At 64.9% G+C, this 18,981-nt stretch carries 12 protein-coding genes; 4 read left to right on the top strand and 8 right to left on the bottom strand.

Annotated elements, in window-relative coordinates:
• Window positions 1-32: 32 nt before the first annotated feature.
• The 4 genes from HL671_RS11305 to HL671_RS11290 are packed head-to-tail and all read right to left on the bottom strand — an operon-like array spanning window position 33 to window position 9,230.
• Complete coding sequence (locus HL671_RS11305; RefSeq protein ID WP_172236446.1) at window positions 33-3,140, bottom strand: efflux RND transporter permease subunit; 3,108 nt, start codon at window positions 3,138-3,140, stop codon at window positions 33-35.
• Window positions 3,140-6,268 carry an efflux RND transporter permease subunit gene (locus tag HL671_RS11300; RefSeq protein ID WP_172236445.1) on the bottom strand — a complete coding sequence of 1,043 codons (3,129 nt, stop codon included), beginning with the start codon at window positions 6,266-6,268 and terminating at the stop codon, window positions 3,140-3,142. The genes HL671_RS11305 and HL671_RS11300 overlap by 1 nt, the downstream gene beginning before the upstream one ends.
• Window positions 6,269-6,295: 27 nt before the next feature.
• Window positions 6,296-7,717: an efflux RND transporter periplasmic adaptor subunit gene (locus HL671_RS11295; RefSeq protein ID WP_172236444.1), complete on the bottom strand. Its 1,422-nt coding sequence runs from the start codon at window positions 7,715-7,717 to the stop codon at window positions 6,296-6,298.
• Window positions 7,707-9,230: an efflux transporter outer membrane subunit gene (locus HL671_RS11290; protein ID WP_172236443.1), complete on the bottom strand. Its 1,524-nt coding sequence runs from the start codon at window positions 9,228-9,230 to the stop codon at window positions 7,707-7,709. The genes HL671_RS11295 and HL671_RS11290 overlap by 11 nt, the downstream gene beginning before the upstream one ends.
• Window positions 9,231-9,524: 294 nt before the next feature.
• Here HL671_RS11290 and HL671_RS11285 point away from each other — a divergent pair, with 294 nt between their 5' ends.
• The 4 genes from HL671_RS11285 (at window position 9,525) to HL671_RS11270 (ending at window position 14,151) form a co-directional block, all read left to right on the top strand.
• Entirely contained in the window at window positions 9,525-10,838 is a 1,314-nt protein-coding gene (locus tag HL671_RS11285; protein ID WP_012044004.1) for an NAD(P)/FAD-dependent oxidoreductase, read from the top strand.
• A gap of 7 nt (window positions 10,839-10,845) precedes the next feature.
• Entirely contained in the window at window positions 10,846-11,688 is an 843-nt protein-coding gene (locus HL671_RS11280) for a DUF1365 domain-containing protein (protein WP_172236442.1), read from the top strand.
• 112 nt (window positions 11,689-11,800) lie between these two features.
• Window positions 11,801-13,030 carry an SAM-dependent methyltransferase gene (locus tag HL671_RS11275; RefSeq protein ID WP_012044002.1) on the top strand — a complete coding sequence of 410 codons (1,230 nt, stop codon included), beginning with the start codon at window positions 11,801-11,803 and terminating at the stop codon, window positions 13,028-13,030.
• Window positions 13,031-13,116: 86 nt separating this feature from the next.
• Complete coding sequence (locus HL671_RS11270) at window positions 13,117-14,151, top strand: cysteine synthase A (protein ID WP_012044001.1); 1,035 nt, start codon at window positions 13,117-13,119, stop codon at window positions 14,149-14,151.
• Window positions 14,152-14,246: 95 nt separating this feature from the next.
• Here HL671_RS11270 and HL671_RS11265 read toward each other — a convergent pair whose 3' ends face one another.
• From HL671_RS11265 to HL671_RS11250, 4 genes are read right to left on the bottom strand one after another with little or no spacing between them, the layout of a single operon-like run.
• Complete coding sequence (locus HL671_RS11265) at window positions 14,247-14,990, bottom strand: amino acid ABC transporter ATP-binding protein (RefSeq protein WP_012044000.1); 744 nt, start codon at window positions 14,988-14,990, stop codon at window positions 14,247-14,249.
• Between the two features lie 20 nt (window positions 14,991-15,010).
• Entirely contained in the window at window positions 15,011-16,531 is a 1,521-nt protein-coding gene (locus HL671_RS11260; protein WP_012043999.1) for an amino acid ABC transporter permease, read from the bottom strand.
• 13 nt (window positions 16,532-16,544) lie between these two features.
• A complete protein-coding gene (locus HL671_RS11255; protein WP_041750745.1) occupies window positions 16,545-17,750 on the bottom strand; it encodes an amino acid ABC transporter permease in 1,206 nt (401 codons plus the stop codon).
• A gap of 28 nt (window positions 17,751-17,778) precedes the next feature.
• On the bottom strand, window positions 17,779-18,795 hold the full coding sequence (locus HL671_RS11250; protein ID WP_172236441.1) for an amino acid ABC transporter substrate-binding protein: 1,017 nt from the start codon (window positions 18,793-18,795) through the stop codon (window positions 17,779-17,781).
• Window positions 18,796-18,981 lie beyond the last annotated feature (186 nt).

The following is an 18,981-nucleotide window of genomic DNA, read 5'->3' as shown; positions in this document are numbered from 1 at the left end:
CTATACGCGCCCGCGACCATCGCGACAACGCCTCATTCTGCCGGCGCGGCGAGCGGCTCCGGCGCCGAGCGGCGGCGCAGCCGGTCGATCAGGAGATAGATGACCGGCGTCGTGTAGAGCGTCAGGATCTGCGACACCAGCAGGCCGCCGATGATGGTGATGCCGAGCGGCCGGCGCAGCTCGGTCCCTGGCCCGGTCGCGAGCACCAGCGGCAGGCCGGCGAACAGCGCGGCCAAGGTCGTCATCAGGATAGGACGGAAGCGCACCCGGCAGGCCTCGAAGATCGCATCGGCCGACGACATGCCGCGCTGCCGCTCGGCCTCGAGCGCGAAGTCGACCAGCATGATGCCGTTCTTCTTGACGATGCCGATCAAGAGGATGATGCCGACGAAGGCGATCACGGTCAGCGGCGTATTGGTGACCTGCAAAGCGAGCAGCGCGCCGAGCCCCGCCGATGGCAAGGTCGAGATGATGGTCAGCGGATGCGCCAGGCTCTCATAGAGCACGCCGAGCACGATATACATCGCGACCAGCGCGGACAGGATCAGCAGCGGCTGCCGGCCGCTGCCCTTGTTGAAGTCGCCGGCATTGCCGTCGAAGCCGCCGCGGATGCCTTCCGGCATATGCAACTCGTCCACCGCCCGCTGGATGTTCGCCGTCGCGGTCTGCAGCGGCACGTCGGGCAGCAGGTTGAACGACACGGTGGTGGAGGGGAACGACTGCGAGTGAAACACCGCGAGCGGCGACAGGCCTCGCTCGGCCTTCACCAGCGCCGAGAGCGGAATCTGCGCGTCCCCTGCCCCCGCCACATAGATCCGATCGAGGTTCGACGGATCGGTCTGGAATTTCGGATCGATCTCCAGCACCACCATGTACTGGTTGCGCTGGCTGTAGACGATCGAGATCTGGCGCTGCGCGAAGGCGTTGTTCAGGGCGGTGTCGATGTCCTGGACGCGCACGCCAAGGCTCGCCGCCTTCTGCCGGTCGATCCGGAGCGCCAGCTGCAGGCCGCCGGGGTCGCGGTCGCTGGAAATGTCGGTGATGCCTTCCACCGTCTCCAGCCGCTTGGCGACGATCGGCGCCCATTTCTGCAGCAGATCGAGATCGGGACTGCTCAGCGTGTACTGATAGTCGGAATCGCTCTGCCGGCCGCCGGCGCGGACATCCTGTGCGGCGAACATGAAGAGACGGATGCCCGGCACCATCGCGAGGCTGCGCCTTAGACGGTTGATCACGAGCTCGGTCGAGACACCGTCCCGCTCCGCCGGCGGCTTGAGATTGATGAACATCGTGCCGCGGTTCGACGTCGCGCCGCCCGGCCCGCCACCGCCGCCGATGGTCGAGCCGATCCCTGCGACGGCCGGATCGGCCATCACGATGTCGGCGAGCCGCTGCTGCAGGCTCAGCATCGACTGGAACGAGATGTCGGCGGAGGCGCGGGTCGCGCCGATGATGAAGCCGGAATCGTCGGTCGGGAAGTAGCCCTTGGGCACCTTGATGTACAGCGTGACCGTCAGCGCGATGGTGGCGAAGAACACGATCAGGGTCAGAAACGGGTAGACCAGCACGCCGCGCAAGGTCCAGGCATAGAAGCGGACCATGCCCGACAGCGAGCCCTCGACGATGCGGTCGAAACAGCTGGCGCGGTCGGACAGCGTCTCCTTGATGTAGTGCGCACAGATCATCGGCGTGACGGTCAGCGACACCAGGGTCGACACCACGATCGCAAAGGTCAGCGTCAGCGAGAACTCGCGCAGCAGGCGGCCGACGACACCGTCCATGAAGATCAGCGGCACGAAGGCCGCAATCAGCGACAGGCTGATCGACAGCACGGTGAAGCCGATCTGGCGCGCGCCCTCGAGCGCGGCGCGCATCGGCGGCAGGCCGTGCTCGAGATTGCGGTACATGTTCTCGATCATGACGATGGCGTCGTCGACGACGAAGCCGACCGAGATCGCGAGCGCCATCAGCGAGAGATTGTCGATCGAGAAGCCGGCGAGCCACATCGCCGCACAGGTGCCGGCCAGCGCCAGCGGCACCGAGACGCCGGCCGCCACCGTCGGCACGAGACGGCGAAGAAACAGAAATACCACGACCATCACCAGCACGGCGGTCGCCAGCAAGGTCCATTGCATGTCTTCGACCGAGGCGCGGATCGTGCCGGTGCGATCGATCAGGGTCGAGATCTCTATGCCCGCGGGCAACCACTGCTTGAGCTCGGGGATCAGCGCCTTCACCCGGTCGACGGTCTCGATGACGTTGGCGTCACCCTGCTTGGCGATCTGGATCAGCACCGCCGGCTGCTTGTTGAACCAGGCGATCGAGCGCACATTGCGCACGGAATCCTCGACGTCGGCGACATCCGACAGCCGGACGAAGCTGCCATTGCTGCTCTTGATCAGGATGTCACGGAATTCGGCCGCGGTCCGCATCTGCCGGTTGATGGCGATGGTCTCGCTCTGCCGCCCCCCCTCGAAGATGCCGACCGGCCCGATCGGGTTGGCATTGATGATCGCGGTCCTGACGTCGTCGGTCGAGATTCCCGCATTGGCGAGCGAGACCGGATTGAGCGCGACCCGCACCGCCGGCTGGTCGGCGCCGCTGACGGTGACGTTGCCGACGCCTGGCACCTGGAACAGCCGCTGCGCCAGCACCGTATCGGCGACGTCGTACATCGCGCTCGGCGTCAACGTCTTCGAGGTCAGCGCCAGCACGAACACCGGTGCCGCGGCCGTATTGGCTTTGCGGAAGCGCGGCAGCGCCGGCAGATCACTCGGCAGGTCCGACAGCGAGGCGTTGATCGCGGCCTGCACGTCACGCGCGGCCTTGTCGATGTCGCGACCGATCGAGAACTGGATCTGGATATTGGTGGTGCCGAGCGAGCTGGTGGATGTGATCTGGTCGACGCCGGCGATCTCGCCGAGCCGCCGCTCCAGCGGTGCCGCGACGGTGCCCGCCATGACCGAGGGATCGGCGCCCGGGCGCGTAGCCGTGACGAAGATCGAGGGGAAGTCGACGTTCGGCACCGGCGCCACGGGCAGGAAGATGTAGGCGACGATCCCGACCAGGAACAGTCCGATCGAGAGCAGCGTGGTGCCGAACGGCCGGCGAATGAACGGCTCGGAGATCGAGAAGGCCATCACTGGATGCCTTCGGTGGCGCCCGCGATCGGCGGCGACGGCAGGTCGGGCGCCGGCGGCAGCGCCGTCTCGAAGCGGCGGTTGAGGCGGTCGAGCGCCAGATAGATCACCGGAGTCGTGTACAGCGTCAGCAACTGGCTCAGCAGCAGGCCACCGATGATGGAGATGCCGAGCGGAAAGCGCAGCTCCGAGCCGGTGCCGCTCTCGATCGCCAGCGGCAGCGCGCCGAATAGCGCGGCCAGCGTCGTCATCATGATCGGACGGAAGCGCAACAGGCACGCCTGCACGATGGCATCATACGGCGTGCGGTTCTCGTGCCGTTCAGCCTCCAGCGCGAAGTCGATCATCATGATCGCGTTCTTCTTGACGATGCCCATCAGCAGGATGATGCCGATCAGGCCGATGACCGAGAGATCCTGGCCGAACAGCATCAAGGCGAGGATGGCGCCGACGCCAGCCGACGGCAAGGTCGAGAGGATCGTGATCGGATGAATGTAGCTCTCATACAGCACGCCCAGCACGATATAGATCGTGATGACAGCCGCCAGCAGCAGCCAGGGCTGACCGGCGAGCGACTTGGCGAATTCGGCGGCATCGCCGGAGTAGACGCCGATGATGCTGCCGGGCATGCCGATGCGGTTCTCGGTGGCGTGAAGCGCGTCGACCGCCTCGCTCAGCGCCACGCCGGGCGCGAGGTTGAAGCTCAGCTGCACGGCCGGGAATTGCGCCTGATGCGAAATCGCCAGCGGCGCCGTGGTGCGCTTCAGACTTGCCACCGCCGACAGCGGCACCTGGCCGCCCGCGCCCGGCAGGTACAGCTTCGACAGGATGGAAGGGTCGCGCTGATACATCGGCATCGCCTCCAGCACCACGCGGTACTGGTTGGCCTGGCCGTAGATGGTCGAGATCTGGCGCTGCGCAAACGCATCGTTGAGCGTGTCGGTGACGCCCTGCAGGCTGACGCCGAGTTGGCCGGCGCGCTGGCGGTCGATGGTCAGTTCGGCGCGCAGCCCGCCCTCCTGGGCTTCCGATGAGACGTCGCGAAACAGCGGGTCGCGCCGCATCTCTGCCACCAGCTGTCCAGCCCATTTCGCGACGTCGCCGGCATCGGCGCCGGTCAGCGTGTACTGATATTGCGAGCGGCTCGCCTGGGTCGAGATCTGCACGTCCTGGACCGGCTGGAAGTACACGGTCATGCCCGGCACTCCGGCTGTCTTCTGCTTCAGCCGGTCGATCACCGCGGCGACGCCGTCCTGCCGCTCGCCGAGCGGCTTCAAGGTCATCACGAGGCGGCCGACATTGGTGGTCGGGTTGACCGATCCGGCCCCGATCACCGAGACGACGCCCACCACCTCCGGGTCCGCCTGGATCGCCGCCGCCACCTCCTGCTGCCGTCGCTGCATCTCGGCGAACGAGACGTCCGGGCCCGCCTCCGTCACCGCCGTGATCGAGCCGGTGTCCTGCAGCGGCAGAAATCCCTTGGGCGCGACGACGTAGAGCGCCAGGGTCGCTGCCAGCGTCGCGAAGGTGACGACCAGCGTTTCGGTCTGGCGGTCGAGCACCCAGAGCAGGCTGCGGTGATAGACGGCAACCGTGCGGTCGATGAAGCGGCTGATCGCGTTCAGCCCCGGCAGCACCCATTCCTCGCTGGCGTGCTTCAACAGCCGCGAACACATCATCGGCGTCAGGGTCAGCGACACGACCGCAGAGGTCACGACCGCGATCGTCAAGGTCAGCGCGAATTCGCGGAACATGCGGCCGACCAGGCCAGACATGAACAACAGCGGAATGAACACCGCGATCAGCGACACCGTCAGCGAGATCACCGTGAAGCCGATCTCACGGGCGCCACGCAGCGAGGCGTTCATCGCGCTCTCGCCGTTCTCCATATGGCGGACGATGTTCTCGATCATCACGATGGCGTCGTCGACGACGAAGCCGGTGCCGATGGTCAGCGCCATCAGCGACAGATTGTCGAGGCTGAAGCCGGCGAAATACATCACGCCGAAGCTCGTGATCAGCGACAGCGGCAGCGCCACGCCGGCAATGATCGTGGCGCGCAGCGAGCGCAGGAACAGGAGCACGACCAGCGTGACCAGCACCACGCTGAGCACCAGCGTGAACTGCACGTCATGCACCGAGGCGCGAATGGTCACCGTGCGGTCGCTGACGATGGCGAGCTTCACGCCGGCCGGAATCGTACGCTGCAGCTTGGGGATCTCGGCGCGGATCTGCCTGACGACCTCGATCACATTGGCGCCGGGCTGACGCTGGATATCGAGGATCACGGCCGGCACGCCCTGGTACCAGCCGCCAGTCCGATCGTTCTCGAGCCCGTCAACAATGGTGGCGACGTCGCCGATCGTCACCGGTGAGCCGTTGCGGTAGGCGATGATGATCGGCCGGTAGGCGTCTGCAGCGGCGATCTGATCATTGGCGGTGATCAGATAGGCCTGCTGCGCGCCATCCAACGATCCCTTCGGTCCGGAGACGTTGGCGCCGGCAATGGCGGCGCGCAGGTCCTCCATCGAAATGCCATAGGCAGCAAGCCGCGCCAGATCGGCCTGCACACGCACCGCGGGCTTCAATCCGCCGAGCACCGAGACGCGGCCGACGCCGGAGACCTGGCTGAGACGCTGGGCCAGGATCGTATCAGCCATGTCGCTCATCGCCCGCAGCGAGACGGTATCCGAGGTCAGCGCGAGCGTGATCACCGGCGCGTCGGCCGGATTGACCTTGGCGTAGGTCGGCGGATAAGGCAGCGATTTCGGCAGCACGCCGGCCGCGGCATTGATCGCCGCCTGCACGTCCTGCGTGGCGCCGTCGATATCGCGCCCGAGGTCGAACTGCAGCGAGATCTGGCTGACGCCGAACGAGCTTGTCGAATTCATCGCCGCCAGCGACGGGATCTGACCGAGCTGCCGCTCCAACGGCGCGGTGATCAGCGCGGCGATCACGTCGGGGCTGGCGCCCGGCAGCTGCGTGGTCACCTGCACCGTGGGAAAGTCGACCTGTGGCAGCGCCGAGACCGGCAGCGCGAGATAGCCGAGCAGGCCGCCGATCAAAAGCGCGACGCCGAGCAGCGAGGTCGCGATCGGGCGGCGAATGAAGGGTTCGGAGACGCTCATCGCGACCTGCCCGTCACGCTGTCATTGTCATGGCTGCGGCCTCGCGCCACGTCCCTGCTCACCACCCGCCTGAGGCGGCGGCGGCGCGCCGGCCGAGCCCGCCTGCCCGCTCTGGCCATCGCCTTGCGGCCTGCGCCTGTGCTCGCCGTCTTTGGCTGTGCCGTCGGGCGCAGCGCCGCCTTCCTTGGTTTGATCCTTGGTTTGATCCTTGGTTTGCGGGCTGCGGCCACGCTTGCGCGGCGCAAGATCGGCCTGCGGCGTCTGCTCGGCGCGCCCGATCACGACCTTCACGCCATCGGCGAGATTGGCGAATCCGGTCGTCACCACCCGGTCGGATGGGCTGAGCCCGCTCGCGATCACCGCCTCGCTCTCGTTCTGCTGCACGACCGTGACCGGATGCGCCGAAGCGACATCGCCTTCGCCGATCACGTAGCTGAACGTGCCGGCTGGCCCGCGCTGCACGGCCGATGTCGGCACGGTGATCGCCTGCGGCAGCGTCTCGACCTTGAGCCGCACATTGACGAACTGGCCTGGCCACAGCTGGAATCTGGCGTTTGGAAATTCTGCCTTCAGCTTCAGCGTGCCGGTGGTCTGATCGACCTGGTTGTCGATGCCCCGCAGGGTGCCGGTATCAATCACGGTGACGCCGTCATTGCCGAACACGTCGACCGCGAGCTGTCCCTTCGCCGCCGCGGCATTGACCCGCATGATCTGCTGCTGCGGCAGGCTGAACTGCACGGCGATCGGCTGCAGCTGGGTGATGACGACGAGGCCGGTGGCGTCCGACGCGCGGATGATGTTGCCCTGGTCGACCTGGCGCAGACCGGCCCGGCCCGAGATCGGCGCCACGATCTTGGTGTAGCTGAGCGTTGCCGCGGCATTGTCGATCGCCGCCTGGTCGGCCTTGATCAGCGCCTGCTGCTGCGCGACGACGGCGCGCTGCGTATCGGCCTGCTGCTTGGAGCCGGCGCTGCTGGCGGCGAGTTGCTCGTAACGGGCGAGATCGAGCTTCTGGTTGGCAAGCTGCGCCTCGTCCTGCGCCTTCTTGGCGACGGCCTGATCGTACTGGGCCTGATAGATGGCCGGATCGATCTCGGCGAGCACATCGCCCTGCTTGACGTCCTGCCCCTCGACGAAGTTGACGGCGATCAGCTTGCCGTCGACCTGCGATCGCACCGTCACCGTGTTCAGGGCGCGGACCGCGCCGACGCCGTCGAGATAGACCGGCACGTCCTTGATGACAGGCGAGGCCGCGAGCACCGGCACCGGAAGGTCGGGCCGGGCGAATCGGTTGCCCTGCTGCTGCTTCTGCTGCATGGCCATCCAGCCGATATAGCCAAGGCCGCCGAGGATCAGCAGCGTGATCGTGATCGACACCAGCCGCCGGGCCACGCTGGCCCGCGCCCGTTTCACGGCTCCTGCTCCCTTCTCGTCCGGTTTAAAGAGCATCGGCCGACTTCTCCATGCGCGGCTCCCAGCCGCCGCCCAGCGCCTGATACAGGCTGACGAACGCCTGCAGCCGCGCCAGCTGGGCCTGCCATAACGCGTCCTCCGCCTGGAACAGCGTCAATTGCGTGTTCAAGACGGTCACGATGTCGGCAGTACCTGCGCGCAGCTGCTGCTCCGACAATTCGAAGGCCCGCCGCGACGCGGCGACGACCTGACGCTGCAATTGCAATCGGATTGTCGTCTGCTTGATCGCGAACAACGCGTTGTTCACGTCGGTGAAGGCCTGGATGACGGTCTTGCGATAGGTTTGCAGCAGTTCATCCTGGCGCGCTTTTGCGTTCTCGAAATTGCCGAGAATCCGGCCGCCATCAAAGATCGGCTGGGTCAGGCTGCCCGCGAGGCTGAAAAATGCCGCGTGCGGCTGGAACAGCGAGACCAGTGCCGCGCTCTGGTAACCGCCATTGCCGGTCAGCTGGATGCTCGGAAAGAACTGCGCCCGCGCACTGCCGACATTGGCGGTCGCGGAGGCCAGCTGCGCTTCCTGACGGCGAATGTCCGGCCGCTGCGTCAGCAGTTCGGACGGGAGCCCCGGCGTCACCCGCGGCGTCTTGATCTGGTCGAGCGAGCCGCCACTGACGCGAATGCCCTCGGGCGATCTCGCCACCAGGACGGCGAGCGCATTGACGTTCTGGTCCAGCGTCTGCCGCAGCGGCGGGACCGCCGCCTTCTGGTTGGCAAGCACGCTCTCCTGCTGGGCAACGTCGAGGTCGTTGCCGGTGCCGGCCTTCTGGCGCTCGCGGATGGCGTCGAGCACGCGGGTGGCGCTGGCGATGTTGCGCTCGGCGGTGCGGATCCGATCCTGCGCCGCCAGCACCTGGAAATAGGCATTGGCGACGGTGGCCAGTGTCGTCAGCTGGGTGACGTCGCGGTCGAAGCGGTTGGCGACCGCCGTCTCCTCCGCGGCCTGCAGGGCGTCGCGGTTCTGGCCGAAGAAGTCGAGCTGATAGCTCGCCGACAGCGAGGCCTGATAATTGACGACCTCGCGGCCGCCATTGGTGAGCCCGCTCGAGCTCGAGCCTGACGTGCGCGAATAGGTCTCCTGCCCGGTCGCGGACAGGCTCGGCAACAGCGCCGCGCCGGCCTGCCGCGCCAGCGCATCAGCCTGCCGGAAGCGCGCCACGGCGGCGGCGATATCGAGGTTGACGCTTTGCGCCTCCTCCATCAGCTGAGTCAGCTCACGGGAGCCGAAGCCCCGCCACCAGTCGAGCGTCGGCGGCGCAGCCATGTCCGCGCCGGCGGCCGACTTGTACCGGTTGGGAATGTCGAGGGCCGGATCCGGAATGTCCTGCGTCAGCAGGCAGCCAGCGGCGTTGACCGCCAGACCGATCGCCGCGAACCAGCGGACGAAATGCCGCAGGCCCGCGGACACGCGGCTCTCCCGCTTCCCGGCAACGGTCCGCGTCTCAGCGGGCGCGCGGCGAGGCTCGTCGACGGCGATCTGCACGATGGACACTGGCGTGATGCTTCCCTGTCGTCTTACGACTCATTCTAGCCGCCCCCCACGGCGCCGGACAGCCCCGCGGGCCCCCTGTCCCGTTCCGCTACGACGGCGATCTGGACGGCCGGATCGACGAATCTCCCGCAAATCAGCGGGTTTTCTGCACGACAGGGTGCGAGTTCAGGGCGCGCGCCTTACCAAGATTTCATCTCTCGGATGGCATTTTGGACAAGTGTGACGCGCGGAGCGCAGGGTGAAACCCATTGGCGGGGGCTCCGTAACTTGCATGTGAACTTCAGGGGGCTCTTCATGCGAGTTGCGGTGGTTGGAACAGGTATTGCGGGGAATGCCGCAGCCTGGTCCTTGGCGAAGCGTTATCCGATCACCGTCTACGAGCGAGATCTCCGTCCGGGCGGCCATAGTCACACCATAACGATCGACTATGATGGCAGCCTTGTCGCTGTCGACATCGGCTTCATTGTCTACAATGAGCTGAATTATCCGGAATTGACCGCCATGTTCGATCATCTCGGGGTCGAGACGGTCGCCAGCAGCATGAGCTTCGCGGTGACGGCGGATGCGGGCCGCTTCGAGTGGAAGGGCGGCGGTGATAATTGGCTCGATACCGCCAAAGGACTGTTCGCCCAGCCGCGCAACCTGCTGTCCACGTCCTATCTGTGGATGCTGCGGGACATCCTGACCTTCAACGAGCAAAGCGTCGCCGACTTCAAGGCCGGCCGCCTGCAGGGGCTGACGCTCGGCGACTATTTCCGGCGCAATCATTTCGCGCCACGGCTGCTGACCGATTATCTGGCCCCCATGGGGGCGGCGATCTGGTCTGCGCCGGCATCCGAGATGCTGGATTTTCCCGCCGAGAATTTTGTAGCCTTCTTCAGCAATCACCGATTGCTGCAGTATGACCGTCCGGTCTGGCGAACCGTCAAGGGCGGCAGCCGCCAATATGTCGAGAAGCTGACGGCCTCCTATCGCAACCAGATCCGGCTAGGCAGCGCCGTCACCAGCATCGAGCGCAGCGGACAGGGCGTGGTCGTGGCGGACAGCAGCGGCCATCGCGACACCTTCGATCATGTCGTGATCGCCGCCCATAGCGATCAGGCGCTTGCGATGCTGGCCGATGCCGACGAGCAGGAGCGCAGCATTCTCGGCGCAATCAAATACTCGCCCAACACGATCTATCTGCATCGCGACGCCAGGCTGATGCCGAAGCGGCGCCGCGCCTGGGCTTCTTGGAATTTCCTGCGCTGGCAGCGCGAGGGCGTGCCGATGAACGACGTCGCGGTGACCTATTGGATGAACAATCTGCAGGGCATCGACCACGACAAGCCGCTGTTCGTGAGCCTCAACCCGCCCTTCGCTCCGGCGCCGGAGCTTACGTTTGGCAAATACGTCTGCGAGCACCCGCAATACACGGCGGCCGCCTTTGCGGCGCAGAAGCGTCTGGCGGCGATCCAGGGGCAACGCCACACCTGGTTCTGCGGGGCCTGGACGGGTTATGGTTTCCACGAGGATGGGCTGCGTTCGGGCCTCGCTGTGGCCGAGGCGCTCGGCGCGACCGTGCCCTGGCGGGGACTTCCGGCGGAGCTCGCCGAGGCCGCGGAATAGAGGCGACATGCAAACCGATCAGTCCGGATCACGCGATCGGCCGGCGGCGGCCACGCTCTATGTCGGCGACGTCATGCATGCGCGGATGCGGCCGGTCCCGCATCGCTTCCAATATCGCGTGATGAGCCTGCTGATCGACCTCGGCCGGCTCGGCGAAGCCGACCGGCAGTCGCCGCTGTTCGGGGTCAACCGGCGCGCGCTCTACAGCTTTCACGAACGCGACCATGGCCTGCGTGACGGCTCGCCGCTGCTCGCTTATGTCCAGGCGCGGGCGGCGGAGCACGGCATCGATCTCGCGGGCGGCCGCGTCCTGCTGCTGTGCTATCCGCGGCTGCTGGGTTACGTCTTCAATCCGCTCTCGGTCTATTTCTGCTATCGGAGCGAGGGCACCCTGGCGCTGATGATCTACGAGGTGCGCAACACCTTCGGCGAGATCAAGCCCTATGTGCTGCCGGTCGAGCCGGATCAATTGTCGACGGCCGGGCTGCGTCAGCAGCAGGACAAGACGTTCTATGTCTCGCCCTTCATCGACATGGCGATGCGCTATCATTTCCGGATCTCGCCCCCCGCCGAGAGCGTGAAGTTGCGAATTCTGGAAACCGACGGCAACGGCCCGTTGCTCGCGGCGACGTTCTTCGGCCAGCGGCGGGCTCTGACCACGAGCTCCCTGCTCGCGGCCTTGCTTTCGCTTCCGCTCGTGACCCTGAAGATCTTCGGCGCCATCCATTGGGAGGCGCTGCGGCTGTGGGCAAAGGGCGTCCGCCTCGTTCCGCGCGGCGAGATTGCGGCCGATGGAACCGATACCGGCTTGGCGGGAAACGACAGCCACGCTTATATATCTCGGCGCTGACTGGAAACCGTCGGCGCGCTCTGATCCCCTCCATCCAGGCGCGAACAGCTGCTGCGTCGGCCAGCCGCGCCTGAGGCGGGACCGCGGAGCCGTTTGCGTGAATGGACTTGCCATGCCGGACGTCATCCCTGTTACCCCCGACACCGTCGACAAGGTGCTTGCCGATCTTCCCCGCCTGCCCCGCCTGGCTCTGGGATTCGGCTCCCGACTGAGGAAAGGCACCCTCGACGTCACCCTGCCCGACGGTCGCATCATCCGGCTCGGCGGTGCGGAGCCGGGACCGGCGGCCGCGATGATCCTGGCCAATTACGGCTTCGCATCGCGCCTCATCAACGGCGGCGACATCGGAATTGCCGAGGCCTACCTGAACGGCGACTGGGATACGCCGGACCTGACGCAATTTCTGTATCTGTTCTGCGTGAACCAGCATTTGCTGCAATCGATGCTCGAGGACAAGCCGCTGATCCGGTTTGCCCAGCTGGTACGGCACTGGTTCAATCGCAACACCAAGCGCCAGGCGCGCCGCAACATCTACGCCCATTACGACATCGGCAATGCGTTCTATTCGGCCTGGCTCGACCCGAGCATGACCTATTCGTCGGCGCTGTTCGAGGAGCATACGACCGACCTCACGGCGGCGCAGACCAACAAATACAAGCGGCTCGCCGAGGCGATCGATCTTAAGCCCGGCCAGACGCTGCTCGAGATCGGCTGCGGCTGGGGCGGCTTCGCCGAATATGCCGCCAAGACGTTCGGCACCAAGGTGGTCGGCCTGACCATCAGCCAGCAGCAGCGTGATTTCGCGCAGCGCCGCATCCACGAAGCGGGCCTCGCCGACAAGGTCGAGATCCGCCTGCAGGATTATCGCGACGAGCGCGACCGCTATGACCGGATCGCCTCGATCGAAATGATCGAGGCGGTCGGCGAGCAGTTCTGGCCGAAATACTTTTCGCAGTTGCGAGATCGGTTGCTGCCCGGCGGTCTCGTTGGCGTCCAGGCGATCACCATCCAGGACAATCTGTTTCACCATTATCGGCGCGAGGTCGATTTCATCCAGCGCTACGTGTTTCCCGGCGGCATGCTGCCGACGCCGCAGATCCTGAAGTCGCTGGGTGAGCGATTTGGAATTCCCGTCATTCGCGAGCGCATCTTCGGGCAAGATTATGCCAAGACGCTCGCGATCTGGCGAAGTAATTTCCGCGCGGCTTGGCCGGACCTCACACCGTCCGGCTTCGATGAGCGCTTCCGGCGATTGTGGGAATATTATCTCTCCTATTGCGAGGCCGGTTTCCTTTCCGGGAACATCGACGTCAGACAGGTCGTTTTCGCCAAGTCAGGGTAGCAGAATGCACGGCTTACGCCGCACTGGAGACTAGGCTAGGGTCATCCTAGATCTGGTTGAGGAAAGCTGCCCAAGGTATTTTCGACATGGCCATAAGAAACGACGTCGTCGCGGCGATCGGCAACACGCCCCTGATCAAGCTGAAGCGTGCCTCGGAAGCGACCGGCTGCACCATTCTTGGCAAGGCCGAGTTCATGAATCCGGGCCAGTCGGTGAAGGACCGCGCCGGCAAATGGATGATCCTGGAGGCCGAGAAGCGCGGCGATCTCAAGCCCGGCGGCCTCGTGGTCGAGTCGACCGCCGGCAACACCGGCATCGGACTTGCCGTGGTCGCCAGCGCGCGCGGCTATCGCACCCTGATCGTGATCCCGGAGACGCAGAGCCAGGAAAAGAAGGACATGCTGCGGCTGTGCGGCGCCGATCTGATCGAGGTGCCGGCCCTGCCCTTCAACAATCCGAACAATTATGCCCATGTCGGCCGCCGGCTCGCCGACGAGCTGCGCAAGACCGAGCCGAACGGCGTGTTGTTCGCCGACCAGTGGAACAATCTCGACAACGCCAAGGCGCACTACGAATCGACCGGGCCCGAGATCTGGGAGCAGACCGGTGGCAAGGTCGACGGCTTCGTTTCCGCGGTGGGCACCGGCGGGACACTGGCCGGCACAAGCCGCTATCTGAAAGAGAAGAACAGCAGCATCGTCACCGCCTGTGCCGATCCGCATGGCTTCGCGATGTACAATTGGTTCAGGACCGGTGAAGTCAAATCCACGCCCGGCGATTCCATCACCGAGGGCATCGGCATCGCTCGCGTCACGCCGGTGATCGAGACCGCGAAGGTGGACACCGCCTTCCTGATTTCGGATGAGGACGCCGTCAACACCATCTACGACCTGCTGCAGCACGAAGGCCTGTGCCTCGGCGGCTCAAGCGGCGTCAACATCGCCGGCGCGGTGCAGCTTGCGAAGCAGCTCGGCCCGGGCCACACCATCGTGACCATCCTGTGCGACCCCGGCAATCGCTATCAGTCGAAGCTCTACAATCCGAGCTTCATGCGCGCGAAGAACCTGCCGGTGCCGGAATGGCTGGAGCGGCGCAGCGACATCAAGCCGCCATTCGTGTGAGGGCGAGTAGCGAGTAGCGAGTAGCGAGTAGCGAGTAGCGTCGCTCGATCTTGAGGTTTCACAACCCCTATTCGCTGCTCCCCATTCGCCCTGCGTCAATGCCGCAGGATCTGGCTCAGGAACAGCTTGCTGCGGGCGTGCTGCGGGTTGGCGAAGAACTCCTGCGGCGTATTGGACTCGATGATCTGGCCGGCGTCCATGAACACGACGCGGTTGGCGACCTCGCGGGCAAAGCCCATCTCGTGCGTCACCACCAGCATGGTCATGCCTTCCTGGGCGAGGTCGACCATGGTGTCGAGCACCTCCTTGACCATCTCGGGATCGAGCGCCGAGGTCGGCTCGTCGAACAGCATGACTTTCGGGTTCATGGACAGCGCCCGCGCGATGGCGACGCGCTGCTGCTGACCACCTGACATCTGCCCGGGATATTTCTGCGCCTGGTGCGGGATCTTGACCCGTTCCAGGAACTTCATCGCGGTCGCCTCGGCTTCCTTCTGCGGAACATTGCGCACCCAGATCGGTGCCAGGGTGCAGTTCTCCAGCACGGTCAGATGCGGGAACAGGTTGAAGCTCTGGAACACCATCCCGACCTCGCGCCGGACCTCGTCGACCCGCTTGAGATTCGGTCCGAGATCGATGCCATCGACATTGATGTCGCCTTCCTGAAACTCCTCCAGCGCGTTGATGCAGCGGATCAGGGTGGATTTGCCGGAGCCCGAGGGCCCGCAGATCACGATGCGCTCGCCCTTTGCGACGGCGAGATTGATGTCACGCAGGACGTGGAATTCGCCGTACCATTTGTTGAGGCCGGAAATGCTGACGATCGAATTTGCGGTCATTTGTATCTTGCTCGATGATCTCAATGACGCCGGTGCGCGTTCAGGCGGCGCTCGACCAGCAGGGAGTAGCGTGACATGCCGAAGCAGAAGACGAAGTAGATCAGCCCGGTGAAGGCGAACCCCGTGAACGCGGTGGTCGGCGTCGCCCAGACCGGATCGGCGAACGATGCCTTGAGGCTGCCGAGCAGGTCGAACAGCGCCACGATCGACACCAGCGAGGTGTCCTTGAACAGCGAGATGAAGCTGTTGACGATGCCCGGAATGACGTGGCGCAGCGCCTGCGGCAGCACGATGAAGCTCGTCGTCTTCCACCAGGACAGGCCGAGCGCGCTCGCCGCCTCCGCCTGCCCCCGCGGAATCGCCTGCAGGCCGCCGCGGATCACCTCCGCCATGTAGGCCCCGGAAAACAGCGCCACGCCGACCAGCGCCCGCACCAGTCCATCGATGCGCATGTTGCCGGGCAGGAACAGCGGCAGCATGTAGGTGGCGAAGAACAGCACCGTAATCAGCGGCACGCCGCGCACGAGCTCGATGAAGGCGATCGAGAACAGCCGGATCAACGGGATCGTCGAACGGCGGCCGAGCGCCAGCGCGATGCCGATCGGCATCGAGGCGACGATGCCGATCACCGAGACGACCAGGGTGACTAGCATGCCGCCCCAGAGCCGGGTGTCGACGATCGGAAGTCCGCCGCGATCGAGGCCCATGATGGCGATGACGAGAGCGATGCCGGCGAAGGTCGCGGCGGTGGCGACCACGCTGCGCAGCGCCCTGCTGCCGCCGCCGATGACGAACACCAGCGCCGTGACCACGATGGCGGTCAAAGCGAGATCGGTCCAGACCGGCTGATGCGAGGCCTGCAGCTGATCGCGAACCCAGACCAGTGGCCAGATCAGCAGCGACGCCAGCATGCCGATCAGAACGACGAGCTTGCCGAGCAGCCACATCAGCATGCCGACGACCGGCAGGTTGGCACCGCCGCGAACCAGGGCGTTGCCGGCGGTGTCGACGCTCTCCGCGAACAGTTGCAGCGTGGCCGCGGTCCAGCTCACGCCGAAGCCCGACAATCCCCCGCCATAGAGCAGGAAGAATGCGACCACCGGAAGCGCGAAAAAGAACAGGCCGGCGTTGAGCCCCTTGGCCGGCAGGCGCGGGATCAACAGCGGTACCAGCAGCACCACGGCCAGCCCATAGGTCAGGTTGACCCGCCAGCGCTCGGCGTCGGGATAGAACCCGTACATGAACTGGCCGAATTTCGCGGTGACATAGGGCCAGCACGCGCCGACGGCATGGCCGACGTTCTGCTCTAGACACGCCTCGCGATCCTTGCCGACCCAGACGGCATCCACCAGCAGGAACTTGAGCGCCGGGATCACCGTGAACCAGATCAACAAGGCGCTCACCAAAGTGAGCAGGATGTTGGTCGGCGAATTCAACAGCCGGGTGCGGACGAAGCCCGTGAACCCCGTGGTCTTGACCGGTGCCGGACGTTCGCCGGCCATGTCCTGGCGAATGAAGGTGGAGGCTGTGATATCGGTCATGCGCCAAATCTCTTCATGCACCAAGTCTCTTGCCAAGTCGCCAGCTGTAGAAGCTCATCATCGCGCTGGTGATCAGCGAAATCGCCAGATAGACGCCCATCGTGATCGCGATGATCTCGATGGCCTGGCCGGTCTGGCTCATCGTCGTGCCGGCAAACACCGAGACGAGATCGGGGTAGCCGATCGCGACGGCGAGCGACGAGTTCTTCGTCAAGTTGAGATATTGGTTGGTCAATGGCGGCAGGATCACCCGCAGCGCCTGCGGCACCACGATCAGGCGCAGCACCGTGCCGCGGCTAAGGCCCAGCGACAGGCCCGCTTCCATCTGCCCCTTGTGCACCGAGAGGATGCCGCCGCGCACCACCTCGGCGATGAACGAGGCCGTGTACATCGTCAGCGCCACGGTCAGCGCAACGAGCTCGGGGATGATGCGCGAGCCACCGGCGAAGTTGAAGCCTTTCAGCACCGGAACCTCGAAGGCAACGGGCACTCCGAACATCAGCATCGCCATCAGCGGCAGGCCGACCAGCAAGCCGAGCACGTAAGGCCAGATGCGCATCGCATGGCCGCGCACGAACAACTCACGCCGCGCATAATAACGCAGACCGAGGGAGACGACGATCGCGGCCCCGAGCGCGATCAGGAACGGCGTCAGGCCGGGCTCCTCGATCGGGCGCGGAACAATGAAACCGCGATTGTTCAGAAAGAAGGTCGAAAACAGCGAGATGCTCTGACGCGGCCCCGGCAGCGCCGACAGCACCGCGAGATACCAGAACAGGATCTGGAACAGCAAAGGCAGGTTCCGGATCAGCTCGACATAGGCGCCAGAAACCCGCGACAGCAGCACATTCGGCGACAACCGGCCGAGCGCGACCAGGAAGCCGAGGATGGTCGACAGGACGATGCCGATCACGGAGACCAGCAACGTATTGAGGATGCCGACCAGCAGCACGCGGCTATAGCTGTCAGAGCCAGAGTAGCTGATCAAGGCCTGGTTCACGTCGAACCCGGCCGTGTTGTTGAGAAATCCGAAGCCCGACGTGATGCGTTGGGCCGCGAGATTGCTGCGGGCGTTGGCTACGATCTCGTAGCCAACCCACACCAGGACTGCGACGAACAGAATCTGCAGGATGACGCCGTTCCATCCTGCCTTTCCTCCGAGCATGCGCTTCAACCGAAGCCCATATTGCGCAGGCGGTAGCCTCGCTTCGATACTCATTCGCCGCAGCCCCGATATCGTACAGCGATCAGCGGATCGGCGGCGCGTATTGCAGACCGCCCTTGTTCCACAGCTGGTTCAGTCCGCGGGCGATCTGCAGCTTGGAGCCGGCGCCGACATTGCGCTCGTACACCTCGCCATAATTGCCGACCGCCTTCACGATCCGGGAGAACCAGTCCTTGGTGAGGCCCAGCTGCTCACCGAGATTGCCATCGGTGCCGAAGGCGCGCTTGAACTCGGGCTTGTCCGACTTGGCCATCTCGTCGACGTTCGCCTGCGTAACGCCGAGTTCCTCGGCGGTGACCAGCGCAAACAAGGTCCATTTGACGATATCGAACCACTGATCGTCACCGTGACGGACCATCGGTCCGAGCGGCTCCTTCGAGATCACCTCCGGCAACACGACGTGGTCCGCCGGGTTGGCAAGCTTCAAACGCTCGGCATAGAGGCCCGAGACGTCCGTCGTGTACACGTCGCAGCGGCCGGACTCATAGGCCTTTATCGTCTCGTCGGCACCGGCGAACGCGATCACCTCGTACTTCATCTTGTTGGCCTTGAAGTAATCAGCGAGGTTCTGTTCGGTGGTGGTGCCGGTCTGCACGCAGACAGAGGCGCTGTTCAGCTCGAGCGCGGAATTGACCTTCAGCGCCTTCTTCACCATGAAGCCCTGGCCATCATAATAGGTGACGCCGGCGAAATTCGCTCCGAGCGAGGTGTCGCGCGACAAGGTCCAGGTCGTGTTGCGGGACAGCACGTCGATCTCGCCCGATTGCAGCGCGGTAAAGCGGTCCTTTGCGGACAGCGGCACGAACTTGATCTTGGTCGGATCGTTGAAGATCGCGGCAGCGACAGCGCGGCAGACGTCGACGTCGATCCCGGTCCAATTGCCCTTGTCGTCCGGCGACGAGAAGCCAGGGAGGCCCTGGCTGACGCCGCAGGCGAGCATGCCGCGATCCTTGACGGTCTTGAGCGTGTCGGCCTGAGCGCCGACGCTCGCCAGGATCGGGGCAAGAGCAAAAGTAAGAGCCAGAGTGACGCGTTTCATAAGCACAGCCTTTCGGGTCGTCCTTGGGGATCGATGAAATCTCCGCGCGCGGGTGGGCCGACCTGACTCCGCCAGTGCAAACGCCATACCAGAAATATGGCGAAGACCATGCACAACCAGGTCGTGCATGGCCAATAGAGCGGATAATCGCGGCAAGCCCCTCAACGTGCAGCGATCGAATAGCGC

The organism is Bradyrhizobium denitrificans, from assembly GCF_013179005.1.
GTDB classification, from domain to species: Bacteria; Pseudomonadota; Alphaproteobacteria; order Rhizobiales; family Xanthobacteraceae; genus Bradyrhizobium; species Bradyrhizobium denitrificans.
This window is presented reverse-complemented; position numbering and strand designations above follow the sequence as displayed.